The 22,690-nt window shown below is 45.4% G+C and carries 22 protein-coding genes; 20 read left to right on the top strand and 2 right to left on the bottom strand.

All coding sequences use genetic code 11. From position 1 onward, the window contains the following. The first annotated feature begins 277 nt into the window (after positions 1-277). The 11 genes from ACMQ5W_RS12540 to ACMQ5W_RS12490 all read left to right on the top strand — a co-directional run bounded on the left by ACMQ5W_RS12540 (position 278) and on the right by ACMQ5W_RS12490 (position 12,197). Positions 278-1,684 (top strand): Na+/H+ antiporter NhaC family protein, encoded by a 1,407-nt coding sequence (locus ACMQ5W_RS12540; protein WP_419025460.1) that lies wholly within the window; start codon positions 278-280, stop codon positions 1,682-1,684. A 143-nt stretch (positions 1,685-1,827) separates the two neighbouring features. Then, entirely contained in the window at positions 1,828-3,219 is a 1,392-nt protein-coding gene (locus tag ACMQ5W_RS12535; RefSeq protein WP_419025459.1) for a sigma-54 interaction domain-containing protein, read from the top strand. A 205-nt stretch (positions 3,220-3,424) separates the two neighbouring features. Continuing rightward, positions 3,425-4,591: an alanine dehydrogenase gene (locus ACMQ5W_RS12530; protein ID WP_419025458.1), complete on the top strand. Its 1,167-nt coding sequence runs from the start codon at positions 3,425-3,427 to the stop codon at positions 4,589-4,591. Between the two features lie 212 nt (positions 4,592-4,803). Continuing rightward, positions 4,804-5,340: a hypothetical protein gene (locus ACMQ5W_RS12525; RefSeq protein ID WP_419025457.1), complete on the top strand. Its 537-nt coding sequence runs from the start codon at positions 4,804-4,806 to the stop codon at positions 5,338-5,340. Between the two features lie 185 nt (positions 5,341-5,525). Beyond that, positions 5,526-5,720 (top strand): sulfur carrier protein ThiS, encoded by a 195-nt coding sequence (gene thiS / locus ACMQ5W_RS12520; protein ID WP_419025456.1) that lies wholly within the window; start codon positions 5,526-5,528, stop codon positions 5,718-5,720. A gap of 2 nt (positions 5,721-5,722) precedes the next feature. Next, positions 5,723-6,361 carry a sulfur carrier protein ThiS adenylyltransferase ThiF gene (thiF, locus tag ACMQ5W_RS12515; RefSeq protein ID WP_419025455.1) on the top strand — a complete coding sequence of 213 codons (639 nt, stop codon included), beginning with the start codon at positions 5,723-5,725 and terminating at the stop codon, positions 6,359-6,361. Continuing rightward, complete coding sequence (locus ACMQ5W_RS12510; RefSeq protein ID WP_148494461.1) at positions 6,358-7,128, top strand: thiazole synthase; 771 nt, start codon at positions 6,358-6,360, stop codon at positions 7,126-7,128. Before thiF ends, ACMQ5W_RS12510 begins: the two co-directional genes overlap by 4 nt. A gap of 10 nt (positions 7,129-7,138) precedes the next feature. Further along, positions 7,139-8,392: a 2-iminoacetate synthase ThiH gene (gene thiH / locus ACMQ5W_RS12505; RefSeq protein ID WP_419025454.1), complete on the top strand. Its 1,254-nt coding sequence runs from the start codon at positions 7,139-7,141 to the stop codon at positions 8,390-8,392. After that, entirely contained in the window at positions 8,385-8,945 is a 561-nt protein-coding gene (locus ACMQ5W_RS12500) for a thiamine phosphate synthase (RefSeq protein WP_419025453.1), read from the top strand. Before thiH ends, ACMQ5W_RS12500 begins: the two co-directional genes overlap by 8 nt. Positions 8,946-9,073: 128 nt before the next feature. Beyond that, positions 9,074-10,843 carry a phosphoenolpyruvate carboxykinase (GTP) gene (locus ACMQ5W_RS12495; RefSeq protein WP_419025452.1) on the top strand — a complete coding sequence of 590 codons (1,770 nt, stop codon included), beginning with the start codon at positions 9,074-9,076 and terminating at the stop codon, positions 10,841-10,843. A gap of 187 nt (positions 10,844-11,030) precedes the next feature. Continuing rightward, a complete protein-coding gene (locus ACMQ5W_RS12490) occupies positions 11,031-12,197 on the top strand; it encodes a PucR family transcriptional regulator ligand-binding domain-containing protein (protein WP_419025451.1) in 1,167 nt (388 codons plus the stop codon). 11 nt (positions 12,198-12,208) lie between these two features. Here ACMQ5W_RS12490 and ACMQ5W_RS12485 read toward each other — a convergent pair whose 3' ends face one another. After that, positions 12,209-12,847: a DUF47 domain-containing protein gene (locus tag ACMQ5W_RS12485; RefSeq protein WP_148494436.1), complete on the bottom strand. Its 639-nt coding sequence runs from the start codon at positions 12,845-12,847 to the stop codon at positions 12,209-12,211. A 13-nt stretch (positions 12,848-12,860) separates the two neighbouring features. Then, complete coding sequence (locus tag ACMQ5W_RS12480) at positions 12,861-13,853, bottom strand: inorganic phosphate transporter (RefSeq protein WP_419025450.1); 993 nt, start codon at positions 13,851-13,853, stop codon at positions 12,861-12,863. Positions 13,854-14,093: 240 nt separating this feature from the next. Between ACMQ5W_RS12480 and nhaC the strand changes: the two genes are divergently transcribed. The 9 genes from nhaC to ACMQ5W_RS12435 all read left to right on the top strand — a co-directional run bounded on the left by nhaC (position 14,094) and on the right by ACMQ5W_RS12435 (position 22,625). Further along, positions 14,094-15,569, top strand: a complete 1,476-nt coding sequence (nhaC, locus tag ACMQ5W_RS12475; protein ID WP_419025449.1) for a Na+/H+ antiporter NhaC — start codon at positions 14,094-14,096, stop codon at positions 15,567-15,569. Beyond that, positions 15,570-16,400 carry a histidinol-phosphatase HisJ family protein gene (locus tag ACMQ5W_RS12470; protein ID WP_419025448.1) on the top strand — a complete coding sequence of 277 codons (831 nt, stop codon included), beginning with the start codon at positions 15,570-15,572 and terminating at the stop codon, positions 16,398-16,400. It begins immediately after the preceding gene. A gap of 220 nt (positions 16,401-16,620) precedes the next feature. After that, a complete protein-coding gene (locus ACMQ5W_RS12465) occupies positions 16,621-17,874 on the top strand; it encodes a carboxyl transferase domain-containing protein (RefSeq protein ID WP_419025447.1) in 1,254 nt (417 codons plus the stop codon). Then, complete coding sequence (locus ACMQ5W_RS12460; RefSeq protein ID WP_419025446.1) at positions 17,861-18,133, top strand: OadG family protein; 273 nt, start codon at positions 17,861-17,863, stop codon at positions 18,131-18,133. The genes ACMQ5W_RS12465 and ACMQ5W_RS12460 overlap by 14 nt, the downstream gene beginning before the upstream one ends. An 11-nt stretch (positions 18,134-18,144) precedes the next feature. Continuing rightward, entirely contained in the window at positions 18,145-18,504 is a 360-nt protein-coding gene (locus ACMQ5W_RS12455; RefSeq protein ID WP_419025445.1) for a biotin/lipoyl-containing protein, read from the top strand. A 12-nt stretch (positions 18,505-18,516) separates the two neighbouring features. Continuing rightward, entirely contained in the window at positions 18,517-19,641 is a 1,125-nt protein-coding gene (locus tag ACMQ5W_RS12450) for a sodium ion-translocating decarboxylase subunit beta (RefSeq protein WP_419025444.1), read from the top strand. A gap of 13 nt (positions 19,642-19,654) precedes the next feature. Then, a complete protein-coding gene (locus tag ACMQ5W_RS12445) occupies positions 19,655-21,052 on the top strand; it encodes an oxaloacetate decarboxylase subunit alpha (RefSeq protein WP_419025443.1) in 1,398 nt (465 codons plus the stop codon). A gap of 92 nt (positions 21,053-21,144) precedes the next feature. Next, positions 21,145-21,573, top strand: coding sequence for an Lrp/AsnC family transcriptional regulator (locus tag ACMQ5W_RS12440; RefSeq protein WP_419025442.1), 429 nt, complete (start codon positions 21,145-21,147; stop codon positions 21,571-21,573). Positions 21,574-21,827: 254 nt separating this feature from the next. After that, positions 21,828-22,625, top strand: coding sequence for a M55 family metallopeptidase (locus tag ACMQ5W_RS12435; RefSeq protein ID WP_419025441.1), 798 nt, complete (start codon positions 21,828-21,830; stop codon positions 22,623-22,625). Positions 22,626-22,690 lie beyond the last annotated feature (65 nt).

Here is a 22,690-nt window from a genome sequence, read left to right as displayed (position 1 = left end):
TGAATAACAGGGTGTACGAAGGGTATGCTCTGTTTTTTTTACCATATTACTATAATTTCCAAGGTCTTTTCGCAGCAGGGGCATTCCAGGAGGGAACAGTCTTCAAGAAAGAAAAGACCAGATTTGGGCATTGATGACCCAAAAATTGGCACACTGATGAGAAAAAGAAATAGCGCTATGAGAGAAACCTTCCAATTCCAACATGTCGCAAATTGTCTAAATGTGGCATATAATTTGCAATATATATGTAGCAGAACGTACAAAGGAGGTTTATTTTATGGATCTTGAAACAATGGGCTGGATATCCCTATTACCGGCTATCATCGCAATCGTATTATCTTTTGCTACCAAGAATACCATCGTAGCGTTGATTGCGGCGTGTCTGGTAGGTACTTTGGCGGCGGGTCAGGGCATTATGGGACTGCCGACCTTGATTAAAGAGGCCACAGGTACTACTGGCTTTTCTTGGGTTATGCTGCTCAATCTTTATATCGCAATTATCGTAGCATTTTTCCACAAGACAGGTGCCATTCAGGCTTTTTCGGACTGGGTGCACAGCAAAAATTTAAAAAGAAAAGGCGTGCAGCTTCTCGCCTGGTTTTTAGGAATTTTTGTTTACTTTTCAGACTCTTTCTCCCCGCTGTTCGTGGGAACCGTTATGAGAGATATCTCTGACAGAGCAAAGATTTCTAAGGAAAAGTTATCTTACATAGCAGATTCTACGGCTGCGCCAGTCAGCGTGCTGGTGCCCATTACGGGCTGGGCTGCATACTTGATGGGATTAGCCGTAGGTGTCGGCTGTATCGTGTCACAGTCAGATGCACAGAGATTATTCATCAAGGCTATCCCGCTTAATTTCTATCCGCTGTTTGCAGTGATCATGGTGGGATTGGTCGCTAGCGGTATTGTCAAAGACTTTGGTCCGATGAAGAAGGCAGAACTGAGAGCCATCAACGAAGGCAAAGTTCTCCGAGATGGAGCGACGCCTCTGATTGGAAAGGAACTGCTGGAGATGAAACCTTATCCAGGCATCGCTCCAAAAGTATTTTTGAACTTCGTGCTGCCAGTCATTCTGATTATCGCAGGTGCCATGGCGACATTTTTCGTATTAAAGTCTGCGAAGACTATGGAAGTATTCCTGGGCGTAGTGATCCTTATGGCAATCAGCATGCTGATTCAGGGAATTCCCTTTAGGGAAGTCATGGAGACAGTTACCCAGGGCATCAAAAGCGGTGTGCCTGCCGTAACGCTGCTGGCGCTTGCTTATTCTGTAAACAAGCTGTCTACTGATATGGGGACTGCTAATTATATCATCGAAAACTGTGAAAGCTTCTTGTCACCTGCTGTGCTGCCAGCAATCATCTTTGTCGTTGCTGCCGTCATGGCTTTCGCAACCGGGTCCTCATGGGGTACCTTTGCGATCTGCATGCCGATTGCACTACCACTCGCTTTTGCATATACCAATGATACGATGACCACACTGGTCGTTGCCTGCTTTGCCGCAGTCGCTGGCGGCGGCGTGTTCGGAGACCACTGCTCACCACTGTCAGACACGACGATTTTGGCATCCACGGGTGCAGGAGCTGACCACATCGACCACGTAAAGACCCAGCTGCCGTACTCGCTGATCTGCGGTGCACTGGCAGTCATCGGATATTTAATTCTGGGCTTTACTTCCTTATAATCGTACATCTTAATAATTAATCCATTTATCGATCACAGGCGGACCGTCTCATAATGAGGCGGTTTTCGCCTTTTTTGATTTGACTCCTTTTCAAAGACGAAGTACAATAAAGATACCATAATTGGATGCAAGGGAGAAGTGCCATGGATTTTATAAACAAGCTTTTTAACGGCAAAGGATATATAGAGGGGATTACGATTATTAACGTGGAAGGCGAGATTCTTTTCTCAGCCAAGTTTAACAACAAATTGGATACGAAAGATGAGAACTACGAAGTTGTCGGAAAGAAGTTTCTCGACATTTACGAGAATCTCGATGAAAGCTCCAGTACGGCTTATATTGCAATGCAAAGGGGTATGCCGGTTTACATGGAAAACCAGATTATTAAAAGCGCAGATCGGGAACCCATCGAAATTACTTCCTTGTCCATACCGATCAAATCTGGGCGCACTGTGGTAGGTGCTATCGATCTGTCTGTATCTGGAAATGAGCAGCAGGCACTTGATGGAGTTGAGATTATGGATGAAGTCCTCTTTGCTTATAACAATGTGGAAAGTCTGGGACACATCTCTGATGAAGCCAGGTACAGGATAGAGGATATTCAGACTTGTGACAGCAAAATGTTAGAATTGAGGGATAACATCGTCAAATTGGCCAAGACAGACATGCCTGTATTAATTTATGGAGAAACAGGGACTGGTAAAGAACTTGTGGCTCACTCCCTCCACAACGCCAGTAAGAGAGAGGGCAGGCCTTTTGTCGTACAAAACTGTGCGTCCATACCGGCTAATCTGATGGAGAGCATTCTTTTTGGCACATCAAAAGGCGCTTTTACGGGCGCGGTAGATAACATGGGACTGTTGGAACTGGCTAATGGGGGGACGCTTTTTTTAGACGAAATCAACTCTATGCCCCTTGAACTGCAGCCTAAGATTCTCAGAGTGATTCAAGACGGAACGTTCAGAAGGGTTGGTGAAAAACAAATAAAAAAGGTCGATGTCCGCATCATTTCCTCTACTAATGAAAAACCTGCAAAGATTGTAGCAGAGGGAAGGTTCAGGATGGATCTGTATTATAGATTGGCAGTGATGGTTCTGGAGATACCGCCGCTGCGAGAACGAAAAAAAGATATTCCTCTCTTGACGAATTATTTTATCAGTAAGTACAATAATTTGTTTGGGAAAAATATTCATAAGGTCTCGAAAAAGCTTTATGAGGAATTGGGGCAATATCAGTGGAATGGTAACGTGAGAGAGCTGGAAAATACAGTAGCCTACGGCGTAGGCATGGCAGAGGATCATGCGGATATTTTGGAACTGCGCCATATTGAAAGCAGGCTTCATATGCTGGACAAGAAGACAGCTGACTTTGAAGACAGCGATATGCCGCTGACGGACTTGGTAGCAGACTATGAGCGAAATATCATAAAAAACGTTCTTCAGAAGACAGAAGGGAATATTACCAGGGCGGCTGCGGTATTAGGGGTTCCAAGGCAGACTTTGAGCCGTAAAGTAAAGGAATACCAAATCCGCTAAACGCCAATTTGTTAGCCGAACCCGCTCATAAATTGGCACTTTTGTGAAATGATAATGATAAAAACGTTGATTGTTCAACGTTTTTATTTACATATAGGATGGCACAGCATTTGCAGTTAGAATATGACAGTAAATATTATCGCGCATATTGTTGCCTTCTGTGATGGGTTTTGTCCATGGAGGCAAGGGGAAAGGAAGTATAGAAATGAAATTTGGCGTATTAAAAGACATTAAAAACGGGGAGTACCGTGTTGTAGCGACGCCCGCAGAGGTCAGCATTCTGACAGAAGATGGACATGACGTATATGTGGCAAGTAAGGCTGGGTACGCTGCTGGTTTTGATGACGAGGAATACGAAAAGGCTGGAGCGACGATTACGATGGGAAATGAGGAAATTTGGCAGACTTGTGATTTCGTGGCAAAGGTCAAGGAAATAGAAGCGAGTGAATATGAATTGATGAGAGAGGGACAGTTGATCTACTGCTGCATCCATCCGGCGGCTCACAAGGAAGAGGTCGATGCCTTGCTTGAGAAGAAAGTCATTGCCATTACAGCAGAAGATTCTCATAGATACGGTTCTCCAAACTGTGAGGCGGCAGGCAAAGCCGGCGCCTTTATGGGGCTTTGGTCCATGATGAGCACTAACGGTGGCAGTGGGAAATTTGTCAGCGGTTTGGGCGCAGCTCCGGGCATCAAAGCATTAGTATGCGGCTGTGGAACCGTTGGTAAAGGTGCCATTGAAGTGCTTCAGACTATGGGGGCTTGGGTTACTGTAGCCGATGTGAATATTGGAGCACTGCGTGAGATTTCCGCAAAGTATGACGGAAAAGTAAACACCGTTATATCTAATAAATACAATATCGCGAAGGAACTGCCAACGACAGATTTGGTCATCAACTGTGTCAGATGGCCGAAGAATGCTGCGGACTTTATGATTGATCGGAAGATGGTGGCCTCGATGCGCAGGGGTTCGGTCATCGTTGACGTAAGTAACGACTATGGCTGCATCGAAACCTTTCACGAAACCACACATGACGATCCCATATATATCGAAGAGGGTGTCGTACATTACTGTGTCAGCAATATTCCAGGGGCGATTGCAGGTTCTGCCTCTGTGGCGTATGCCGCCTCCGTACTGCCACACTTCCAGTCTATCATGAACGAAGGCTTAGAGAAAGCATGTGTTAAAAACGGTTATCTGAGACGGAGTCTGACTGCGTATAAGGGATATTTGACTCACGAGGAGACCAGTGGGATTCAAGACAGACCTTGGGTACAGCCAGAAGTCATCCTCGGAATTGCAGATAAGAAGCTGGATCCTGCGCCGAAGACAACAATTACTAGATCGGATAATTTCTACTCAGAATTCTAAAAATAGAATGATAATCAGCCAACTGTGTCCGCAAGCGCAGTTGGCTATATTTTTTTAATTTGTAGGGGAGTAGTGAATGACTTAAAGGGGAAAATCAAAATAGTATTACTTCTTTTATGAGAGCAAAAACAACTGGAACTCCCCATACGAATGTGCTATGCTTATTTTAATTAATGGAAGACACCTATGCCGCATTGGAAGGGAGGAATTTTATGACTTTGACCAATGAAGACTTATTAGCGCTTTCGCAAATGATAGATACCAAGTTAGATACGAAGCTGCAGCCTATCGGTAAAAAATTGGATGCAGTGGATGACCGGGTGGCTAATCTGGAAGATTGTATGACGAACTTGGAAGACTGTATGACGAACCTGGAAAATTGTATGACGAACCTGGAAAATCGTATGACGAACCTGGAAGATTGTATGACGAATCTGGAAGATCGTATGACGAACCTGGAAACCAGATTTGCCGATCTGGAGAAGAGTGTTGCCAGCTTAGAGAAGGACATCAACTGGATGAAGCTGGAACTGCAGCGTATGAACAGCGAACTGATGAAGCTAAAAATCTGTCAGGAAACCAGGATTGTACCGGGTCTGTCCAATATCGAGACATGCTATCTGGACACTTCGTTTCGGTATCAGATGTCGGCAGACAAGGTGGACCTGGTTTGCGAGGATGTAGAGGTGCTCAAGAAGATCGTCAGTGAGCACGACGAAAAATTAAAGAAATGCAAATCGTGCTGCTGATTCTGGCAGGTAAGGACTTGACTTTGACCGCATAGAATTATAAAATAGTAAAAGAGTGTTGACTTTAAAGCCACACGAAGGGGCGCACCACCACGGGTGCGAATCTTTGTGTGGCTTTTTGTTTGCATGTGGGAGCTGAACGAGACGTTATATGCCTAAGACAGTAGAAAGGAGAATCATACACCATGGTAAAGATTAACGGCAGAGAGACTGATGCAGAAGGAAAGACTTTGATGGAATATCTGAAAGAGACTGAATATCCGCTGAGACGGATTGCAGTAGAGTGCAACGGGGAAATCGTGCCAAAGACAAGTTATGAGACGAAAGTTATCTGTGATGGCGATAAAATAGAAATTGTGAGTTTTGTAGGAGGTGGCTGATTGTGATACCAACGGAAGAAGAACTTAAAAACACTTTGGAACGACGCCATACCAAGCCTATACAGGACAAGATTTCGGCAGCTAAAGTTGCCGTCTGCGGCCTAGGCGGATTGGGTTCAGCCATCGCTATCGCCCTTGCAAGAACTGGCATAAGCAGATTGCACCTGATTGATTTTGACTGTGTAGACCTCTCAAATTTGAACCGACAGCAATATGCGTTATGTGATTTGGGCAAGCCTAAACCAGAGGCCTTGCGAGATGAAATTCTGCGGTTTTCCCCTTATAGCCAGATTCGCATTGATTTTGTCAGGCTGACGGAAGAAAACATACCAAAGCTCTTGGCAGAGGACGTGTATATCTGTGAAGCCTTTGATGCAGCGGAAGAGAAAGCCATGCTGACAAACTGTATTTTAGAGAAATTGCCGGGGAAATATCTGGTAGGAGCTTCTGGAATGGCAGGCTTTGGAGACAGCAATGCAATTCAGACGAGAAAAATTACATCTCACTTTTATCTCTGCGGTGATGGAGAATCAGAAATCTGCAGGGAATACGGCTTGATGGCACCGCGAGTCATGATTTGTGGAGCTCACCAAGCAAATATGATTGTGAGACTTATTTTAGGAAAGGAAGATGAACGATGAAAAAAGACACATTCGTATTAGGAGGAAAAGAATTTTCTTCGAGATTTATCTTAGGCTCAGGCAAATATTCCATGGAACTGATCAAAGCAGCTGTGGAGCAGGCAGAGGCTGAAATTATAACTTTGGCAGTGAGAAGAACCAACACCAGAGAAAGTGAAAATATTCTGGATTACATACCTGAGAATATAACCCTTCTGCCAAATACCTCCGGAGCCAGAAACGCAGAGGAAGCAGTCAGAATCGCTAGAATGTCCAGAGAGTTAGGATGCGGCGATTTCGTCAAAATCGAGATTATGAAAGACAGCAAATATCTGTTGCCAGACAATGTAGAAACTGTCAAAGCGACAGAAATACTGGCAAAAGAAGGATTTGTCGTACTGCCCTATATGTATCCCGACCTTTATGCCGCAAGGGATTTGGTTAATGCTGGTGCAGCAGCGGTGATGCCTTTGGCCGCCCCTATCGGGTCCAACAAAGGACTGGCTACAAGAGCTTTCTTGCAAATCTTGATTGATGAAATAGACCTGCCGATTATTGTTGACGCAGGCATTGGAAAGCCATCACAGGCCTGCGAAGTGATGGAAATGGGCGCAGCGGCGGTAATGGCAAACACAGCTATCGCCACAGCCGGCGATATTCCAGCCATGGCTTCTGCCTTCCGCCAGGCTATTGAAGCGGGCAGAGATGCCTATTTATCAGGACTGGGGCGTGTTCTGGAAAGAGGTGCGGCGGCTTCAGATCCATTGACAGGCTTTTTGAGAGATTAGGAGGAGAGAGATGGAAAATAGTTTATTCTTTGTCGACTCACAGAGATTGAGTTCTGAGGCACTAGAGAAAAAACATCGCATCGAAAGTGATCCTTCAGCGAGAACGAATCATATGGAATACATGAAAGGCATGGAGCAGATTCACTCTGACATCATGGGCAGGGTTTTAAGCCAGATGAACGACTACGATTATGGCAGCTATACGGCCGATGACGTCAAGAGAGCTCTTGAAAAGGAAACCTGCGGAATTGAAGAGTTCAAAGTCCTGCTGTCACCCGCAGCTCAGCCCTTTCTAGAGAAAATGGCGGATAGGGCAAAAGCGGAAACCAGCAGACATTTTGGGAATACTGTATATATCTTTACGCCTCTATATATAGCAAACTATTGTGAAAATTACTGCATTTACTGCGGTTTCAATTGTTACAACGACATCAATAGAAAGAAGCTGAGTTATGCGGAAATGGAAAAAGAAATGAAAATCATTGCTGATTCTGGCATGGAAGAGATTTTGCTCTTGACAGGGGAGAGCCGCAAAGTCAGCAGCGTGCAATATATCGGGGAGGCCTGCAAGATTGCACGCAAATACTTTCGAAATATCGGCGTAGAGATTTATCCTGTCAATGTGGATGAATATGAGTATCTTCATGAATGTGGCGTGGACTATGTCACTGTATTTCAAGAGACTTACGATGGGGACAAGTACGAGACGCTGCATCTGATGGGGCACAAGCGAGTCTTTCCTTATCGTTTTGACGCACAGGAGCGAGCACTTATGGGAGGGGTCAGAGGAGTAGGCTTTTCAGCGCTGCTCGGTTTGTCAGACTTTAGAAAAGATGCATTGGCAACAGCTCTTCACGTGTATTACCTCCAGCGTAAATACCCTCATGGTGAATTTTCCCTTTCCTGTCCAAGGCTGCGCCCCATCATCAACAACGAGCGGATCAACCCCATGGACGTAGGAGAACGACAGCTCTGCCAGGTACTTTGCGCTTATCGCATTTTCCTGCCGTATGTAGGGATTACCGTTTCTTCTAGAGAAAACGAATCCTTTCGAAACGGCATTGTAAAAATTGCTGCCACAAAGATTTCTGCAGGCGTTTCAACGGGTATCGGAGATCATGAAGGGAAATACGAAGGAAAGGAGATTGATGACGCTGGTGATGAGCAGTTTGAAATTGCCGACGGTCGAAGTTTTGCACAGATGTATAACGACATAGAAGAAGAAGGACTGCAGCCTGTCATCAATGACTATATTTATGTGTAGGAAAATCTGTGTTACAAATCGCCATTTGGCCCAGGGAGATTTTCTCTGCCAGATAGAAAAAGTTGTTGCCACAAAGCCTGCAGCACTGATTCTGCGAGAAAAAGATTTGTCAGAAGAAGCTTATGAACGTCTCGCCATAAAGGTGATGGCGATTTGCAGGGCAGAAAACGTTCCTTGTTATTTCAACGGAAGGCCAGAATTAGCAGTAAAGCTGGGAGCGCAGGGCATCCAACTGCCTCTGCAGATAGCGCAGGCACTGGATTGCCGAGCCAGGTCAGAACTGCCGTGCCTGGGGATTTCCGTACATTCTCAAGCAGAGGCTGTGTGCGCACAAAACTTAGGTGCGTCATATATTATATATGGGCATGTTTTTGCCACTGACTGTAAAAAAGGCGTTCCGCCGAGAGGGCTTGAAGCACTGCGGATTGTCTGCCGCAGCGTCGGTATTCCAGTTTTTGCAATAGGCGGCATTTGCAAAAAAAACGCCTGGCAATGTATCGATGCGGGGGCATACGGCGTGTGTATGATGAGTGAATATATGGAACTGAAATAGGGTGAAAAATTTCCGTGACAAAAGCTGCAAAGTGGTATAGAATGGTGCTTGTATGAAAATCATATAGTAGACTGCTTCCGCCGAAGCGGCCTGAAATTGTTATAAAAAGGAGAAAAGGAGAAAAATTTATGACAATGGTAACAAACCAATCCGTTAACGATTGGGTGAAAGAAATGGCGGAAATGACCAGACCGGACGATATTGTTTGGATTGATGGCAGTGAAGAGCAGCTCGATCAGATCAAGAAGATTGCTTTGGAAACTGGTGAGATGCTGGAATTGAATCAGGAGAAACTGCCAGGATGTCTGTACTACCGCACAAACCCAAAAGATGTTGCAAGAGACGAAAAAAGAACGGTAATCTGTACCAGCAGAAAAGAGGATGCGGGTCCGACGAATAACTGGGCCAATCCTGAAGAAATGTATGCAAAAATGGGCAAGTTGTTTAAGGATTCCATGAAAGGGAGAACCATGTATGTCATCCCATTTTCTATGGGAGTCGTCGGCACTGAATTCGCAAAAATCGGTATTGAGATTACAGATTCTATTTATGTTGTATTGAGTATGGCGATTATGACTCGCGTTGGACAGAAGGTCATTGACCAATTGAATCGAGGTGCAGACTTTACCAAGTGCCTCCACTCCAAAGCGCAGATTAACGAACAGGAAAAATATATTGCACATTTTCCAGAGGATAATACAATCTGGTCTATCAATTCAGCCTATGGCGGCAATGTTTTACTGGGCAAGAAATGCCTGGCACTTCGAATCGGTTCATATCTTGGCAAACAAGAAGGCTGGATGGCAGAACACATGCTGATTCTGAAGATAGAGAACAAAGCAGGAGAGAGCAAGTATGTCTGTGGTGCATTTCCAAGCGCCTGTGGCAAAACCAACCTGGCAATGCTGACGCCTCCTGATTACTTTAAGAAAAAAGGTTATAAGATTTCAACAGTAGGTGATGACATCGCGTGGCTGCGCATTGGAAAAGACGGCCGTCTCTATGCGGTAAATCCAGAAAACGGTTTTTTTGGAGTCGCGCCGGGAACGAACCAAAAGTCCAATCCGAATGCGCTGCAGACAACGAAGAAGGGCACGATTTTTACCAATGTAGCAAGAAATCTTGATGATAATACAGTTTGGTGGGAACGACTCGACAAGAACCCGCCGGAAAACGGCGAAGACTGGCTGGGAAACCCTTGGAACGGCAAGACTTCTGCCGAAAAGGGAGCACATCCCAACTCCAGGTTCACTGCTCCGGCAGAAAATTGCCCGACCATTGCAGATGAATTTTTTACAGGAGAGGGCGTACCTATTTCTGCAATCATCTTTGGCGGCAGGAGAGCGAAGGCAGAACCGCTGGTATACGAGGCAAAGGACTGGAACCACGGTGTCTTCATCGGTTCGGCAATGGCCTCCGAGACAACAGCAGCGGCAAACGGCAAAGTAGGTGTAGTAAGACATGACCCTATGGCGATGCTGCCATTTTGCGGATATAACATGGCTGAATACTTCCAGCACTGGATTGATATGGGCAAGAAAATGACCAATCCACCAAAGATCTTTCACGTGAACTGGTTCCGCACTGACGAAAATGACGAATTCCTATGGCCAGGATTCGGCGACAACCTGAGAGTGATCCTCTGGATGTTACACAGATGCAAGGGCACTGTCGGCGCAATGGAGTCACCTCTGGGTTATGAGCCAAGGCCGGAGGACCTCGACTTGGAAGAGTTGGATATTACTGCGGAGGAGATGGAGAAATTACTGCGAGTCGACAAAGAGGCTTGGCAGAGTGAGATAAAAGATATAGAAGCGTTTTACAGTAAGTTTGATCAGCTGCCAGAAGAGCTGACAGACAGTCTTGAAGAACTAAAACAGGGAATTGAGAACTTATAAAAATAAGCACAGAAACATCCGCGGAAGAAATATTCGCGGATGTTTTTTTACCATATCAATGTTATAATGAACGAAGGAACAGAAGGTATTGCCACAAGGAGGCATTTACTGCATCATGACATCAAGATGATTTTCAGAGGGAATATCATACAACAATGTAAAAAGTGTTTATTAGAAAGGAAGACTTATGGCACTGAAGGTAAAAGAGTTATTACAATTACAGAGCCTGCAGGGATTTAAGCTAGTCTCTGGAGAAAAGGGCATGGACAGGGTTGTCTGCTCAGCGGGGATCGCTGACTATGAATTTGCACCGGATGTGGACTACCACAATGACAATGCATTCGACAAAGACAGTTTTGTCATCTCCAGTCTGCTCTTTGCACAGAATGACAGCAGCCGGATTCTCGATGCTGTACAGAACTTGTACAACTTGGGAATATCCGCCTTTGCTTATAAACGCGTGATTTATGATGAATTGCCTGCAGAAGTCGTCGCCTTTTCAAATGAAAATAATCTGCCGATTTTTTCCTTTGGGCCGGATCGTTATTTTGAAAACATCATCTATGAAATCATGGAGGCTGTCCAAAGGGATGACACGCAGATTCTGGCAGAAGAGAATATCAAAAAAATGATTGAAAATGAACTGCCCAAAGAGGAGGTGCTGCGAATTAGCAAGAGCATTTCCCTTCTTTTTAAGAAAAATGCCGTAGCCGTATATATCAAACCTTCTGCAAAGGGCATAAAGCTGGATATGTCGAGAATTTTTAGGAATTTCTATCTCAACAAAAGTTTGAAAAATAAGGCGATGCTCTGTAAATATAACAAAGGCTTATTTATCATATTGACCAGCGCCTATGATGAGGACGAAAAGTTTCAGCTGATTCTGAGTGAAGCCATGGAGAGCCTGTCCATTGACGAAGAAAAAGTGTATATTTCGCGGGGTAATATCTATCACCCTTATGAGGAACTGGATCGCTGCCTGCGAGAGGCCTATCATACTTTTGCAGCTAGTGTGACGGACAGCAAGGATTATGGAACTTTTAATAACATCGGCTCCTTCAAATATCTCATTCCGCTGAAGGACAGCTATGCACTGAATGAGTTTTCGGAAAGCATTTTGCGGCCGATTCTGGATAAGGAGGAATATCTCAATACTGTTATTACCCTGGTGGTTAATAATGGTGATATCACAAGTACGGCCTTAGAATGCAACTGTCACCAGAATACAATCCGTTATCGGTTGGCGAAAGTGAGAGAGTTGATTGGCGCCGGTAAAAAGACGGAATTTGAGTTCTATGGAGAACTATCCACTGCGGTGAGAATTTATCTGCTAAAGAAACAAGCAGCCCTTTAAAGGCTGCTTTTCTATTTAATTGATTTGATTTTGATATCGCTGATACTGTCTGCGGCCTGCCCGACCTTATTAGCCAGCTTATTCAAGTCCTTGGAAAACTCTCTGATAATGATGATATCTCGCAGAGACGCCTTGTATTTGTCCAGATCATTGATGTTCTCCCAGTAAAGCCGCTTAATTTGATTTTCGTTTTTCTTCGCTTTGACCAAGTAATCCCAGAAGTTCTCAATGCTGTCCTCAGACCACTCGCTCATGGCACAAGTGAGAGAATAGATGGAGGAGTCAATTAATTTCGCCATTTCAATATTCTTTTCAGTGGGCGTGTAGTTGAAAAAGATTAAAAAGTCCTTTAAATCCTTGATCTTGTCGGTGATATCGTCAATGTCACGGGATACAGAGAAGAGATCGTGACGATCCAAGGGTGTGATAAAGGAGTTTTCTACGTAATCGATCAGATCTCGCCGAATCTTATCTGCATTTTTTTCGCAGCTTTCTATCTGCTCTGCCAGCTGCAGATCGCCGGTACTGATATATTTTAATAAAAGAGAGATACTCCTTGAAGTGATTTCACACTGCCTTGTGAGCATGTGGTAGAAATCAGGACGCTCTTTTTTCTTAAAGAAATTTTTCTTTTTTTTCGTCTTTTTCATGTTCGTTCCTTTCTTATATTTGTTTCATGGCGTAGAAGATTCCAGCGCCAATGAGGGCAGATGCCGGAATCGTGATCAGCCATGCTAAGATGATTTTTTTTGTTATACCCCAGTTGACCGCTTTCGGAGTGTTGCTGGTACCTACACCCATGACAGATGATGTGATAACCTGGGTTGCGCTGATGGGCAAACCCGTCAAGTTTGCAATGGTCACGACAAAGATCGTTGCCATCTGAGAGGCGAAGGAATTATGAATATCGATTTTGCAGATATCCATGCCGACGGTTTTAATCATGTTGTATCCTCCGGTTATAGTACCGATGGCTAGTGCAGCAGAGCAAGCAAGAATGAGCCAAAGAGGAATCTCAACGTCCGCAGAATAGAAACCTGCGAGGCCGATGGCGATGAGTCCCATGACTTTTTGTGAGTCGTTGCTGCCGTAACTGAATGCAAGAAAAAAACTGCTCAGTTTGTGCAGGATCATAATTCGCTTAGTCCATACGATGGTAGCATTTTTCAATAGACGGTTCTGCAGTTTGAGAAAGAGATATCCAAAAAGGAAACCGACCACTGGAGAAACCAACATCGCCAGGATGACTTTGATAAAAATTGCATACCATTCTATGTATGCCAGCCCATAGGCAGCTATACCGCTGCCAATCATGGATCCGATCATAGAGTGAGAGGCGCTGGAGGGTAGTTTGACAATCCAGGTAAAGACATTCCAGACCATACTTCCGACAAAAGCTGCGGCGACAAAGGTGTAACAGGTATCTGGCTGCCCTGATAGAACGGGAGAGATATCAATGATGTTTTCCGAGATTGTATATGCGACGGCAGTTCCCAAGGCGATGGCGCCTAAAAAATTAGCAACACCGGCGATAAAGACTGCTTTTGACGGCGAAATCAGCCTGGAAGAGATGGTCGTGGCAACGACAGTGCCGCCGTCGTGCATGCCGTTTATATAAGCGAAGATTAGGCCGATGCCTATCATAAAATAAAACATATCATAACTCCTAACCTTTTATATGTTGTAACAAAATTATATAAGTTTATCGCGCTTTTTTGCTTTGTAGCATTACTCAATTTCTGGATTTTTTTTTGTAAAATATATAAATTTTCAAATAATACAAAAAATGCGGTCTAAATTTTGAGTTTTATCAAAACATCAAATGAAAGAAAATTGCTACAATTTAGCTATCCTAGGACACAGGACTTATTTATTCCACTTTTAAGGAGAACGCAAATGAAACAAAAGGAAAAACCAACAAGAGTAAAAAGAAAGCCCAATATGCTAGAAGCGCTTTCTGCAGTCATTGTACTATTAGTTATCTTCTTCTTCGGCTCACTGGCTGATCTATCGGCTCCAGCTTTGATCGGTATTGCTGTGTGTTACGTCGTATTTATCGGCTGGCGCTGCGGATACTCCTGGCAGGAGATGGAGATGTATACAGCTGAAAAAATCAAATCCGCGACAGCTGCGCTTTCTGTACTGCTGGCGGTGGGATTCCTGCTGGGTGCATGGATGTACTCAGGAACCATCCCAATGTTCATCTACTACGGCGTACAGTTAGTTAGCGAAAAATGGATATTAGTTTCGGCTTTTGCCCTCTGCGCAATCTTTTCAACCTGTACAGGTACTTCTTGGGGATCTGCTGCAACAGCAGGTATCGCCATGATGGGGATTGCCACCGCAATGCCGAATGTGAATATTGCAGCCGTGGCAGGCGCATGCTATACAGGCGCTATCTTCGGGGACAAGCTGTCACCTCTTTCTGATACGACAATCCTGGCAGCATTGTCTACCAAAAATGATATCTTCGATCATATCAGACATATGTCAAAGACTGTTGTACCGGCAGCCGTTGTCGGTGTCATTATATACATCATTATGGGAATCAGTACCAAGACAACCGGTACTGGCCTGCCGGAGAACACTCTGCAGCTCTTAGATACACTAGATGCTGCTTTCAACTGGAACATCATCGTATTGATTCCGTTGGTCATTGTCGTATACGGTGCTATCACAAAGAAACCATCCACTGTTGTGATGATGATTTCTGCTGTTGTCGCACTGCTCATCGGTATCTTCTATCAAGGGTATGATCTGCAGGACGGCGTATCCGCTCTCTACAATGGATTTAACCTGGAGATGGTAGAAAACGCAAGAGCAGGATTCTCAGCAGCAAATGCAGGAGACGATGCGATGGCTCTGTTGAACCGCGGAGGATTGGCATCCATGCTGAAGTCCTTTATCCTGATCTACATCTGCTTCTACTTTGCAGGGATTATGGAACAGATCGGTGCAATTGAAGTTCTCCTTGGGAAGCTGCTGACTTCTGTAAAGACCAGATTTGGACTGATTTTCGCGACCTCTATCTCTGTCATCGTATTGGTTGCCATCGGAGGAAGTTCTTCATTGGCATTGATCCTCACTGGCGAAATGTACAGCGAGAAATACAAAGAAATGGGTCTGTCAACGCTGAATCTGTCGAGGACGATGGAAGACTTTGGAACTGGTTTAGCCGGATTTATTCCTTGGTCTGGTTCTGGTGTTTACTACCCATCAGTTCTGGGTGTACCTATCATTCAATACCTGCCGTACTGCTTCATGAGTTATGCGGTATGGGTAATCGCCTATGTATATGCAGCAACTGGCATTGGTATTAAACCGTTAGAAAAAGAAACTGCTGAAGCAGCTCCAATGGAGGAGGCAAAATAAATGATTCCAGATATGCACGTACATACGAGATGGTCTAGCGATTCTGTAACGCCAGTAGAGACGCAGATAGAAAAGGCTATCAGTCTGGGCATGGAGAGTTTGTGCATTACAGACCATCAGGATTTTGATGCGCCACCGTTTCCGCCGGACTACTTCAAATTTCTCCTGAACGATGTGGGAGACGATGATACGACGGCGGCTTATGTCGCGGATTTGACAGCGCTGAAAGAAAAGTATAGCGACAAAATTGAATTGCTGATCGGTATTGAGCTGGGCATCCAGCCTCATATCACAGAGAAACTCAATGAATACGCAGCAAAATATCCCTTTGATTTTATCATCGGCTCAACCCATACTTTTCACAAGATGGATGCGGAAGATAAACGTCACTATGAAGATGTGGACATTGAGACGGCAGTCAGACAGTATTTTGAAGAGGAACTGAAGAACGTAAAAGGGTTTCGCCATTTTGATGTGGCAGGACATATGGATTTCGTTCTCAGATACGGTCCCGGTGCCAGAGAGTCGTTCTCCTATTCAAAATACGGGGATATCATAGACGAGATATTAAAGGAACTGATTACGACTGGACGTGGAATTGAGTGCAATACTTCCAAATATAAGGCGAAGAACATGATAAATCCCAACAAGGAGATTATCAAAAGGTATGCCGAACTTGGCGGCGAAATCATCACCTTTGGCTCTGACGCTCATGTGGCAGAACGCCTGGGGGAGGGATTTGAGGAAGTCAGCCAGATGATAAAAAGTTATGGTATCTCCTACTATGCTGTTTTCAGACAGCATGAACCATCCTTTTACAAGATTAATTGAATGAACCAAAAGCAAAACGGTTTTCCTAAAATAGGGAAGCCGTTTTGCTTTTGGCTGCTGAAATACAGTTTTAAAATAAAATAATATGACGCTGGATTTTTTCATATTTAAAGTGGAGCATAATAATTCTTTAAATAATTAGTAACTTACCGCTGGCGCTTGTACTCTGTACTGCGGCCGCTTACAATGATAGCGAAATTACAAGAATGGGGGACAGAAGATGATCGCAACGGAACGGCGTACTACAACAAAAGCGCTTCAAAGAATTCGCCGAATTTTAGACCCAGGCAGCTTTATGGAAATCGGCGAGCATATTACCGCACGGCGGACAGATTTCTATACGCCTGAGAAGGTTGAGGCCTCGGATGGTGTCATAACCGGATATGGAACCATTGACGGGTGCCTGGTATACGTCTTTAGCCAGGATGGTGAAGTGATGGGCGGTTCATTTGGGGAAATGCATGGCCGTAAGATTCATCACCTTTATCGACTAGCTATCAAAACCAAAGCGCCGGTGATTGGCTGTTTAGACTGCAGTGGTCTGCGCGTAGAAGAAGGGCTGGATTCTCTGGACGCATTTGGTCAATTGTATGCCCTGCAGGCGGAGGCCTCCCGGCAGATTCTGCAGATAATGGCAATCTGTGGAGGCTGCAGCGGCGGAATGACAGTAGCAGCAGATATGGCCGATATTATTCTCTCTGATTCGGTGCACCTAGCAGATCAAATCCGCACTTTGATTGACCTCTTGCCGGCAAATACCAGTCAGTATCCAGAACAAAGACCCTGCAGCGATGATTTAAATCGGCAGTTATCGGAACTGGAGAAAAAACGGGGAGATGGCAGAGGGATTCTCAACGAGTTATCCGATGAGCATTTTTTCTTTGAATTAAAACAATGCTGCGGCAGGGATATGGTAATCGGATTTATGCGTCTCAACGGTGCAGTTGTAGGCGGCATTGCAACCCAGACTATTGCCAGTGAAGGCAAGATTTCGCCAGAGGGTTTTGAGAAAGCGGCATCCTTTATTGAACTTTGCGGAAAGCTTCATATTCCCCTTTTGACGGTGACAGATGCTAAGGGATTTGAAGGATCACTGCAGGCAGGAAGACTGGTAAAGGCGCTGACTGCGGCTTCCGTACCAAAGATCAATCTCATTGCCGGGGAAATATTCGGAAGTGCGTATAGCATATTAAACAGCAAAGGCGTGGGGGCAGATTATGTATTCATGTGGGATTGTGCAGCTGCGGGCCTGATTGAATCCTTGCAGGCTGTAGAAATTCTTTATCCCCAAGGGGAACTGGCATTCTTACAAAAGAGGGCAGAGGACTATAGGAAGACTCATTGCAGTCCAATGGCTTTGGCCAGACACGGTTATGTTGACAAAATTATCAAACCAGAGGAGAGTAGAAAATTTATACTTGGGGCTTTTGAGACATTGGCAGATGCGGGGAGGTGTCATAATGACCTTTGGTGAGATCTTATCAAGAGCGGCAGTTAATACTTGTCTGGGTATGGGAACGGTTTTCGTCATGCTGATTCTAATCAGCGCAATCATATTTTTATTTAAGTACATTCCCGAGAAGACCGCTCCCACACCAGAAACGGAACCGGAGGCTGCAGATGCGGAACTATTTCCGGCAATCATCGCGGCAGTGCTGGCGGCTTCGAAGAAAGAGGCTGATACGGAAGACGAGGCGTATCCATATGTTGTCAGATCAATTAAGCGCAGATAAAGGAGGCGAAAATGGAGACTTATATTGTTAGGGTGAACGGCAAAACCTATGAAGTAGAAGTAGAGAAGCAAGGCGAGCAGACGGTGCAAGACATCAAACCGGTACAAAAACCGCCATCATCAAAGATGCCGTCGGGACAGGAGGTCACCTGCGGTACATCAGGCAAGGTTTGGAAAGTTGTGCAGACAGAGGGCGCGCAGGTAAAAAAGGGCGATACTATCATGATTTTGGAGGCCATGAAGATGGAAATTCCAATTGTCTCTCCCTTTGACGGAACCATAGAAACAATACTGGCTGCTGAAGGTGACAGTGTCGAAGCAGGACAGCCGGCAGCCGTTGTCGCCTATGAGGGAAAGCTAGTTACAGCTTAACGGGGGAAAAGAATGGAATACGTTGTAAATACCATTGAGAATTTGTTGAAACAGACGGCCTTCTTTAATCTGAGCTTCGGCAACGTAATTATGATTGTTGTAGCCTGCGGTTTTTTATATCTGGCAATTGGCAAGCAGTATGAACCGCTCCTGCTTTTGCCGATATCTTTTGGCATGCTCCTTGTCAATGTATACCCGCCTATTATGGAAGACGGCGGTCTGCTCCATTATTTCTATCTGTTAGACGAATGGACGATTTTACCTTCTCTGATTTTTCTGGGAGTCGGTGCGTTGACTGACTTTGGTCCCCTGATAGCTAACCCTAAAAGCTTTCTTTTGGGAGCAGCCGCTCAGTTTGGCATTTTTGGCGCCTATATCATTGCCATGTTAATTGGCTTCAATGACATGGCGGCGGCAGCCATTGCTATCATCGGCGGAGCCGACGGACCCACGTCTATTTATCTGGCCATGAAATTACATCAGACCGACATCATGGGGCCTATCGCCGTAGCGGCTTACTCCTATATGTCGCTGGTACCGATTATCCAGCCCCCTATTATGAAAGCATTGACTACGAAGGAAGAACGGCAGATTAAAATGGAGCAGCTGCGGCCGGTTTCCAAGAGGGAGAGAATTCTCTTTCCCATCATTGTCACGATTATCGTCTGCGCTCTGCTGCCGTCAACCACGCCACTGGTGGGCATGCTGATGTTAGGCAATCTGTTTCGCGAAAGCGGCGTCGTAAGGCAGCTGACAGAAACTGCATCCAATGCGCTGATGTACATCGTCGTCATTCTTTTAGGAACCTCCGTTGGCGCTACTACCAGTGCAGAGGCCTTTCTCAACTGGTCCACGATCAAAATCGTCATCTTGGGACTTGCCGCCTTCTGCTTTGGTACAGCCGCGGGCGTTTTGTTTGGAAAACTGATGTGCAAATTATCCGGCGGCAAAATCAATCCGTTAATCGGTTCGGCGGGGGTGTCCGCAGTGCCGATGGCGGCAAGAGTATCGCAGAAGGTCGGAGCAAAGGCAGATCCAACCAACTTCCTCTTGATGCATGCTATGGGACCTAATGTGGCTGGCGTTATTGGAACTGCCGTGGCGGCAGGTGTCTTTATGGCCATTTTCGACGTATGATAGGAGATTAAATATGAAAAAGATAGAAATTACGGAGACGGTGCTGAGAGACGGGCACCAGTCTTTGGCAGCGACTCGCATGAGAACGGAAGATATGCTGCCCATACTTAAACAGATGGATCAGGCCGGATACTATTCCATCGAGTGCTGGGGCGGCGCCACTTTTGACGCTTCTCTGCGTTTTCTGGAAGAAGATCCTTGGGACCGTTTGCGCAAACTGCGCAGGCATATAAAAAACACAAAGCTGCAGATGCTGCTTCGCGGACAAAATTTGCTGGGATACAGACATTATGCCGACGACGTAGTGGAATACTTTGTGCAGAAGTCTATTGCCGGCGGTATCGATATATTGCGCATCTTTGACGCTTTTAATGATTTACGAAATGTACAGACTGCTGTCCGCGCTGCCAAGAGAGAAGGCGCTGAGGTACAGCTGGCAATGGCATATACTACTGGCAGCGCCTATACTTTAGATTACTGGAAGCAGCTGGCGGTAGAGATGGAGGACATGGGGGCCGATTCCCTCTGCATTAAAGATATGGCGGGAATTCTGACTCCTGATGCCGTTTCGAAGCTGATACCCGCACTAAAAGAGGCGGTCAGGCTTCCGATTCAATTACACAGTCACTGCACTAGCGGAATTGCGCCCATTACCTATGTCAGAGGTGTAGAAGCTGGCTGTGATCGCATTGATACGGCAATTTCGCCATTTTCCATGGGAACCAGCCAGCCTTCGACGGAGGTCATGGCAGAGACCTTTAGAGGAACGCCTTTTGAAACGGGATTGGAGCAAAGTACCCTTGCTGAAATTGCCAGCCACTTTAAGCCAATCAGAGATCGGTTTTTGGCTGACGGCACCTTGGATCCAAAGATGCTGGGGATCGATGTGAAGACGCTTTTGTACCAGGTTCCAGGAGGTATGCTCTCAAATTTGATTTCCCAATTGAAGGAACAAAATGCCATAGAGAAATTCTATGAAGTGCTGGAGGAAATTCCCCAGGTGAGAGAAGACCTGGGAGAACCGCCGCTGGTAACGCCTTCCTCGCAGATTATTGGAACGCAGGCTGTGCTCAACGTTTTGACTGGAGAAAGATATCAGGTGATGTCTCAAGAGACAAAGCGCATCCTGCATGGTGACTACGGCCGCACGGTAAAACCGTTTAACAGGGAAATACAGAAAAAAGCCATTGGCGAAGAGCTGCCGATTACCTGCAGGCCAGCCGACTTGCTTGCACCAGAGCTTGAAACCCTTGCGAAGGCATTGGCAGGTTTTAAAGAGCAGGAAGAAGACGTCTTGTCTTATGCCTTGTTCCCTCAGGTAGCTGCTGACTTTTTTAAACGCAGGGCAGCGAGGCTGAAGGGTATCAATCCAGATTGCTGTGACTATGAGAACAAGGCCTATCCAGTCTAAAAGGAGACTGGGCGGCAAATGTTTACTGGGGGTTTTGTTTTTCTACCCGATATGGTATATTTAAGGTAATCTTGAAAAAGGCGGGGGATATTATGAGAACCTTAGATGAAGTAGATATTAAGATCTTAAATCAACTGAAGAAAAACGCCAGGATGCCGCTTAAGGAATTGTCGGCAGAAGTCTATCTGACCACGCCGGCAGTTTCTGCCAGAATTGAGAAACTGGAGCAGGACGGATTTATCAAAGGATATCATGCGGATTTAGATATGGAAAAACTGGGTTACGGTATCAAAGCCTTTATTATGATTACCGTGGAGCCGGAAGACAGTCAGAAGTTCTACGAATTTATCAGATTGCAGAAATGTGTTTTAGAGTGTAATCATATCACGGGGCCCTACTCTATGATACTCAAGGCAACCTTTTCCAGCACGACGCTGCTGGATGAATTTTTAGGCAAACTGCAAGCCTTTGGCAAGACGGAGACGCAGGTGGTGTTTTCTACCGTGCTGGAACGACATTAAAGGCTCGCCGCTTCTGACCCGTTCAGAGGCGTTTTTTATTATGTAGGAAATAGTGATGAAGTCGATATTGATGAAATATCAAAGAATGTACCTTGTATAGTGGAACGAGATTTATCCTGTTATATCTCATTGCATCCCCATTCTTTGTGCAGTATTCCTGTGCAGAGAAACCGGGAGGCATTCTTTTTTGGCGTATATTTAGATGGCATAGAAGTTGCTTATTATATTTTATATGTGAAACAGGAGGTGAAGCAATGAAGGTATTTATCAGTGCAGATATTGAAGGGGTAACGGGTGTGACGGCCTGGAGTGAAACAAAATATGGCGGTCAGGGTTATGAAGAGGCTTGCAGACAGATGAACCTTGAGGTAAAAGCCACTTGCGATGCGGCGCTAGAACTGGGCTATGAGGTTGTAGTCAAAGACGGCCATGAGGATGCGCTCAATCTGGACCCATGGCAGCTGCCTAGGGGCGTACAGCTGATTAGAGGCTGGAGAACTTCACCAGAAGCTATGATGGGCGGTTTGGACGGGACTTTTGATGCCTGTCTGTACATTGGCTATCACAGTGCGGAAGGCACAAACAGCAGCCCTTTGGCACATACCATTGAACACGAATTGTTCAATTGGATGAAAATTAACGGAACGCTGGCATCAGAGTTTTCTATGAATGCCCTTTGGGCGGCATACTATGGGGTACCATCAGTTTTCCTCTCTGGAGACGAGGGTATTTGTGCCCATGGCAAAGAAGTTTGTCCGGCAATTGTCACAGTTGCAACCAAGGCATGCACAGGTAATTCCACATGGAACCTCCACCCGCAGGATGCCCTGGAGCAGATTAGGGAAGGGGTCAAAACAGCGTTGCAGCAAGAGCCGGATTTGATTCCACTAGAAGAACAGTACAGCCTGCAGATTCACTTTAAAGAACATCAAAATGCGAGAAATGCGTCCTGGTATCCCGGCGCAAAGCTGATTGCCAGCAACCTCGTAGAGTATACAGCTAAAGATGTCAGAGACCTGATGGTTGGGCGAATGTTCATGACCGGAATTTGAAAATTCACAGCCGGATTGTGACACGACTTTTACACCTTACTTATTGCAAAGAAACAACTGTTTTT

The sequence above is a fragment of the Emergencia sp. genome (assembly GCF_048465375.1).
Classification (GTDB): Bacteria; Bacillota; Clostridia; order Peptostreptococcales; family Anaerovoracaceae; genus Senimuribacter.
This window is presented reverse-complemented; position numbering and strand designations above follow the sequence as displayed.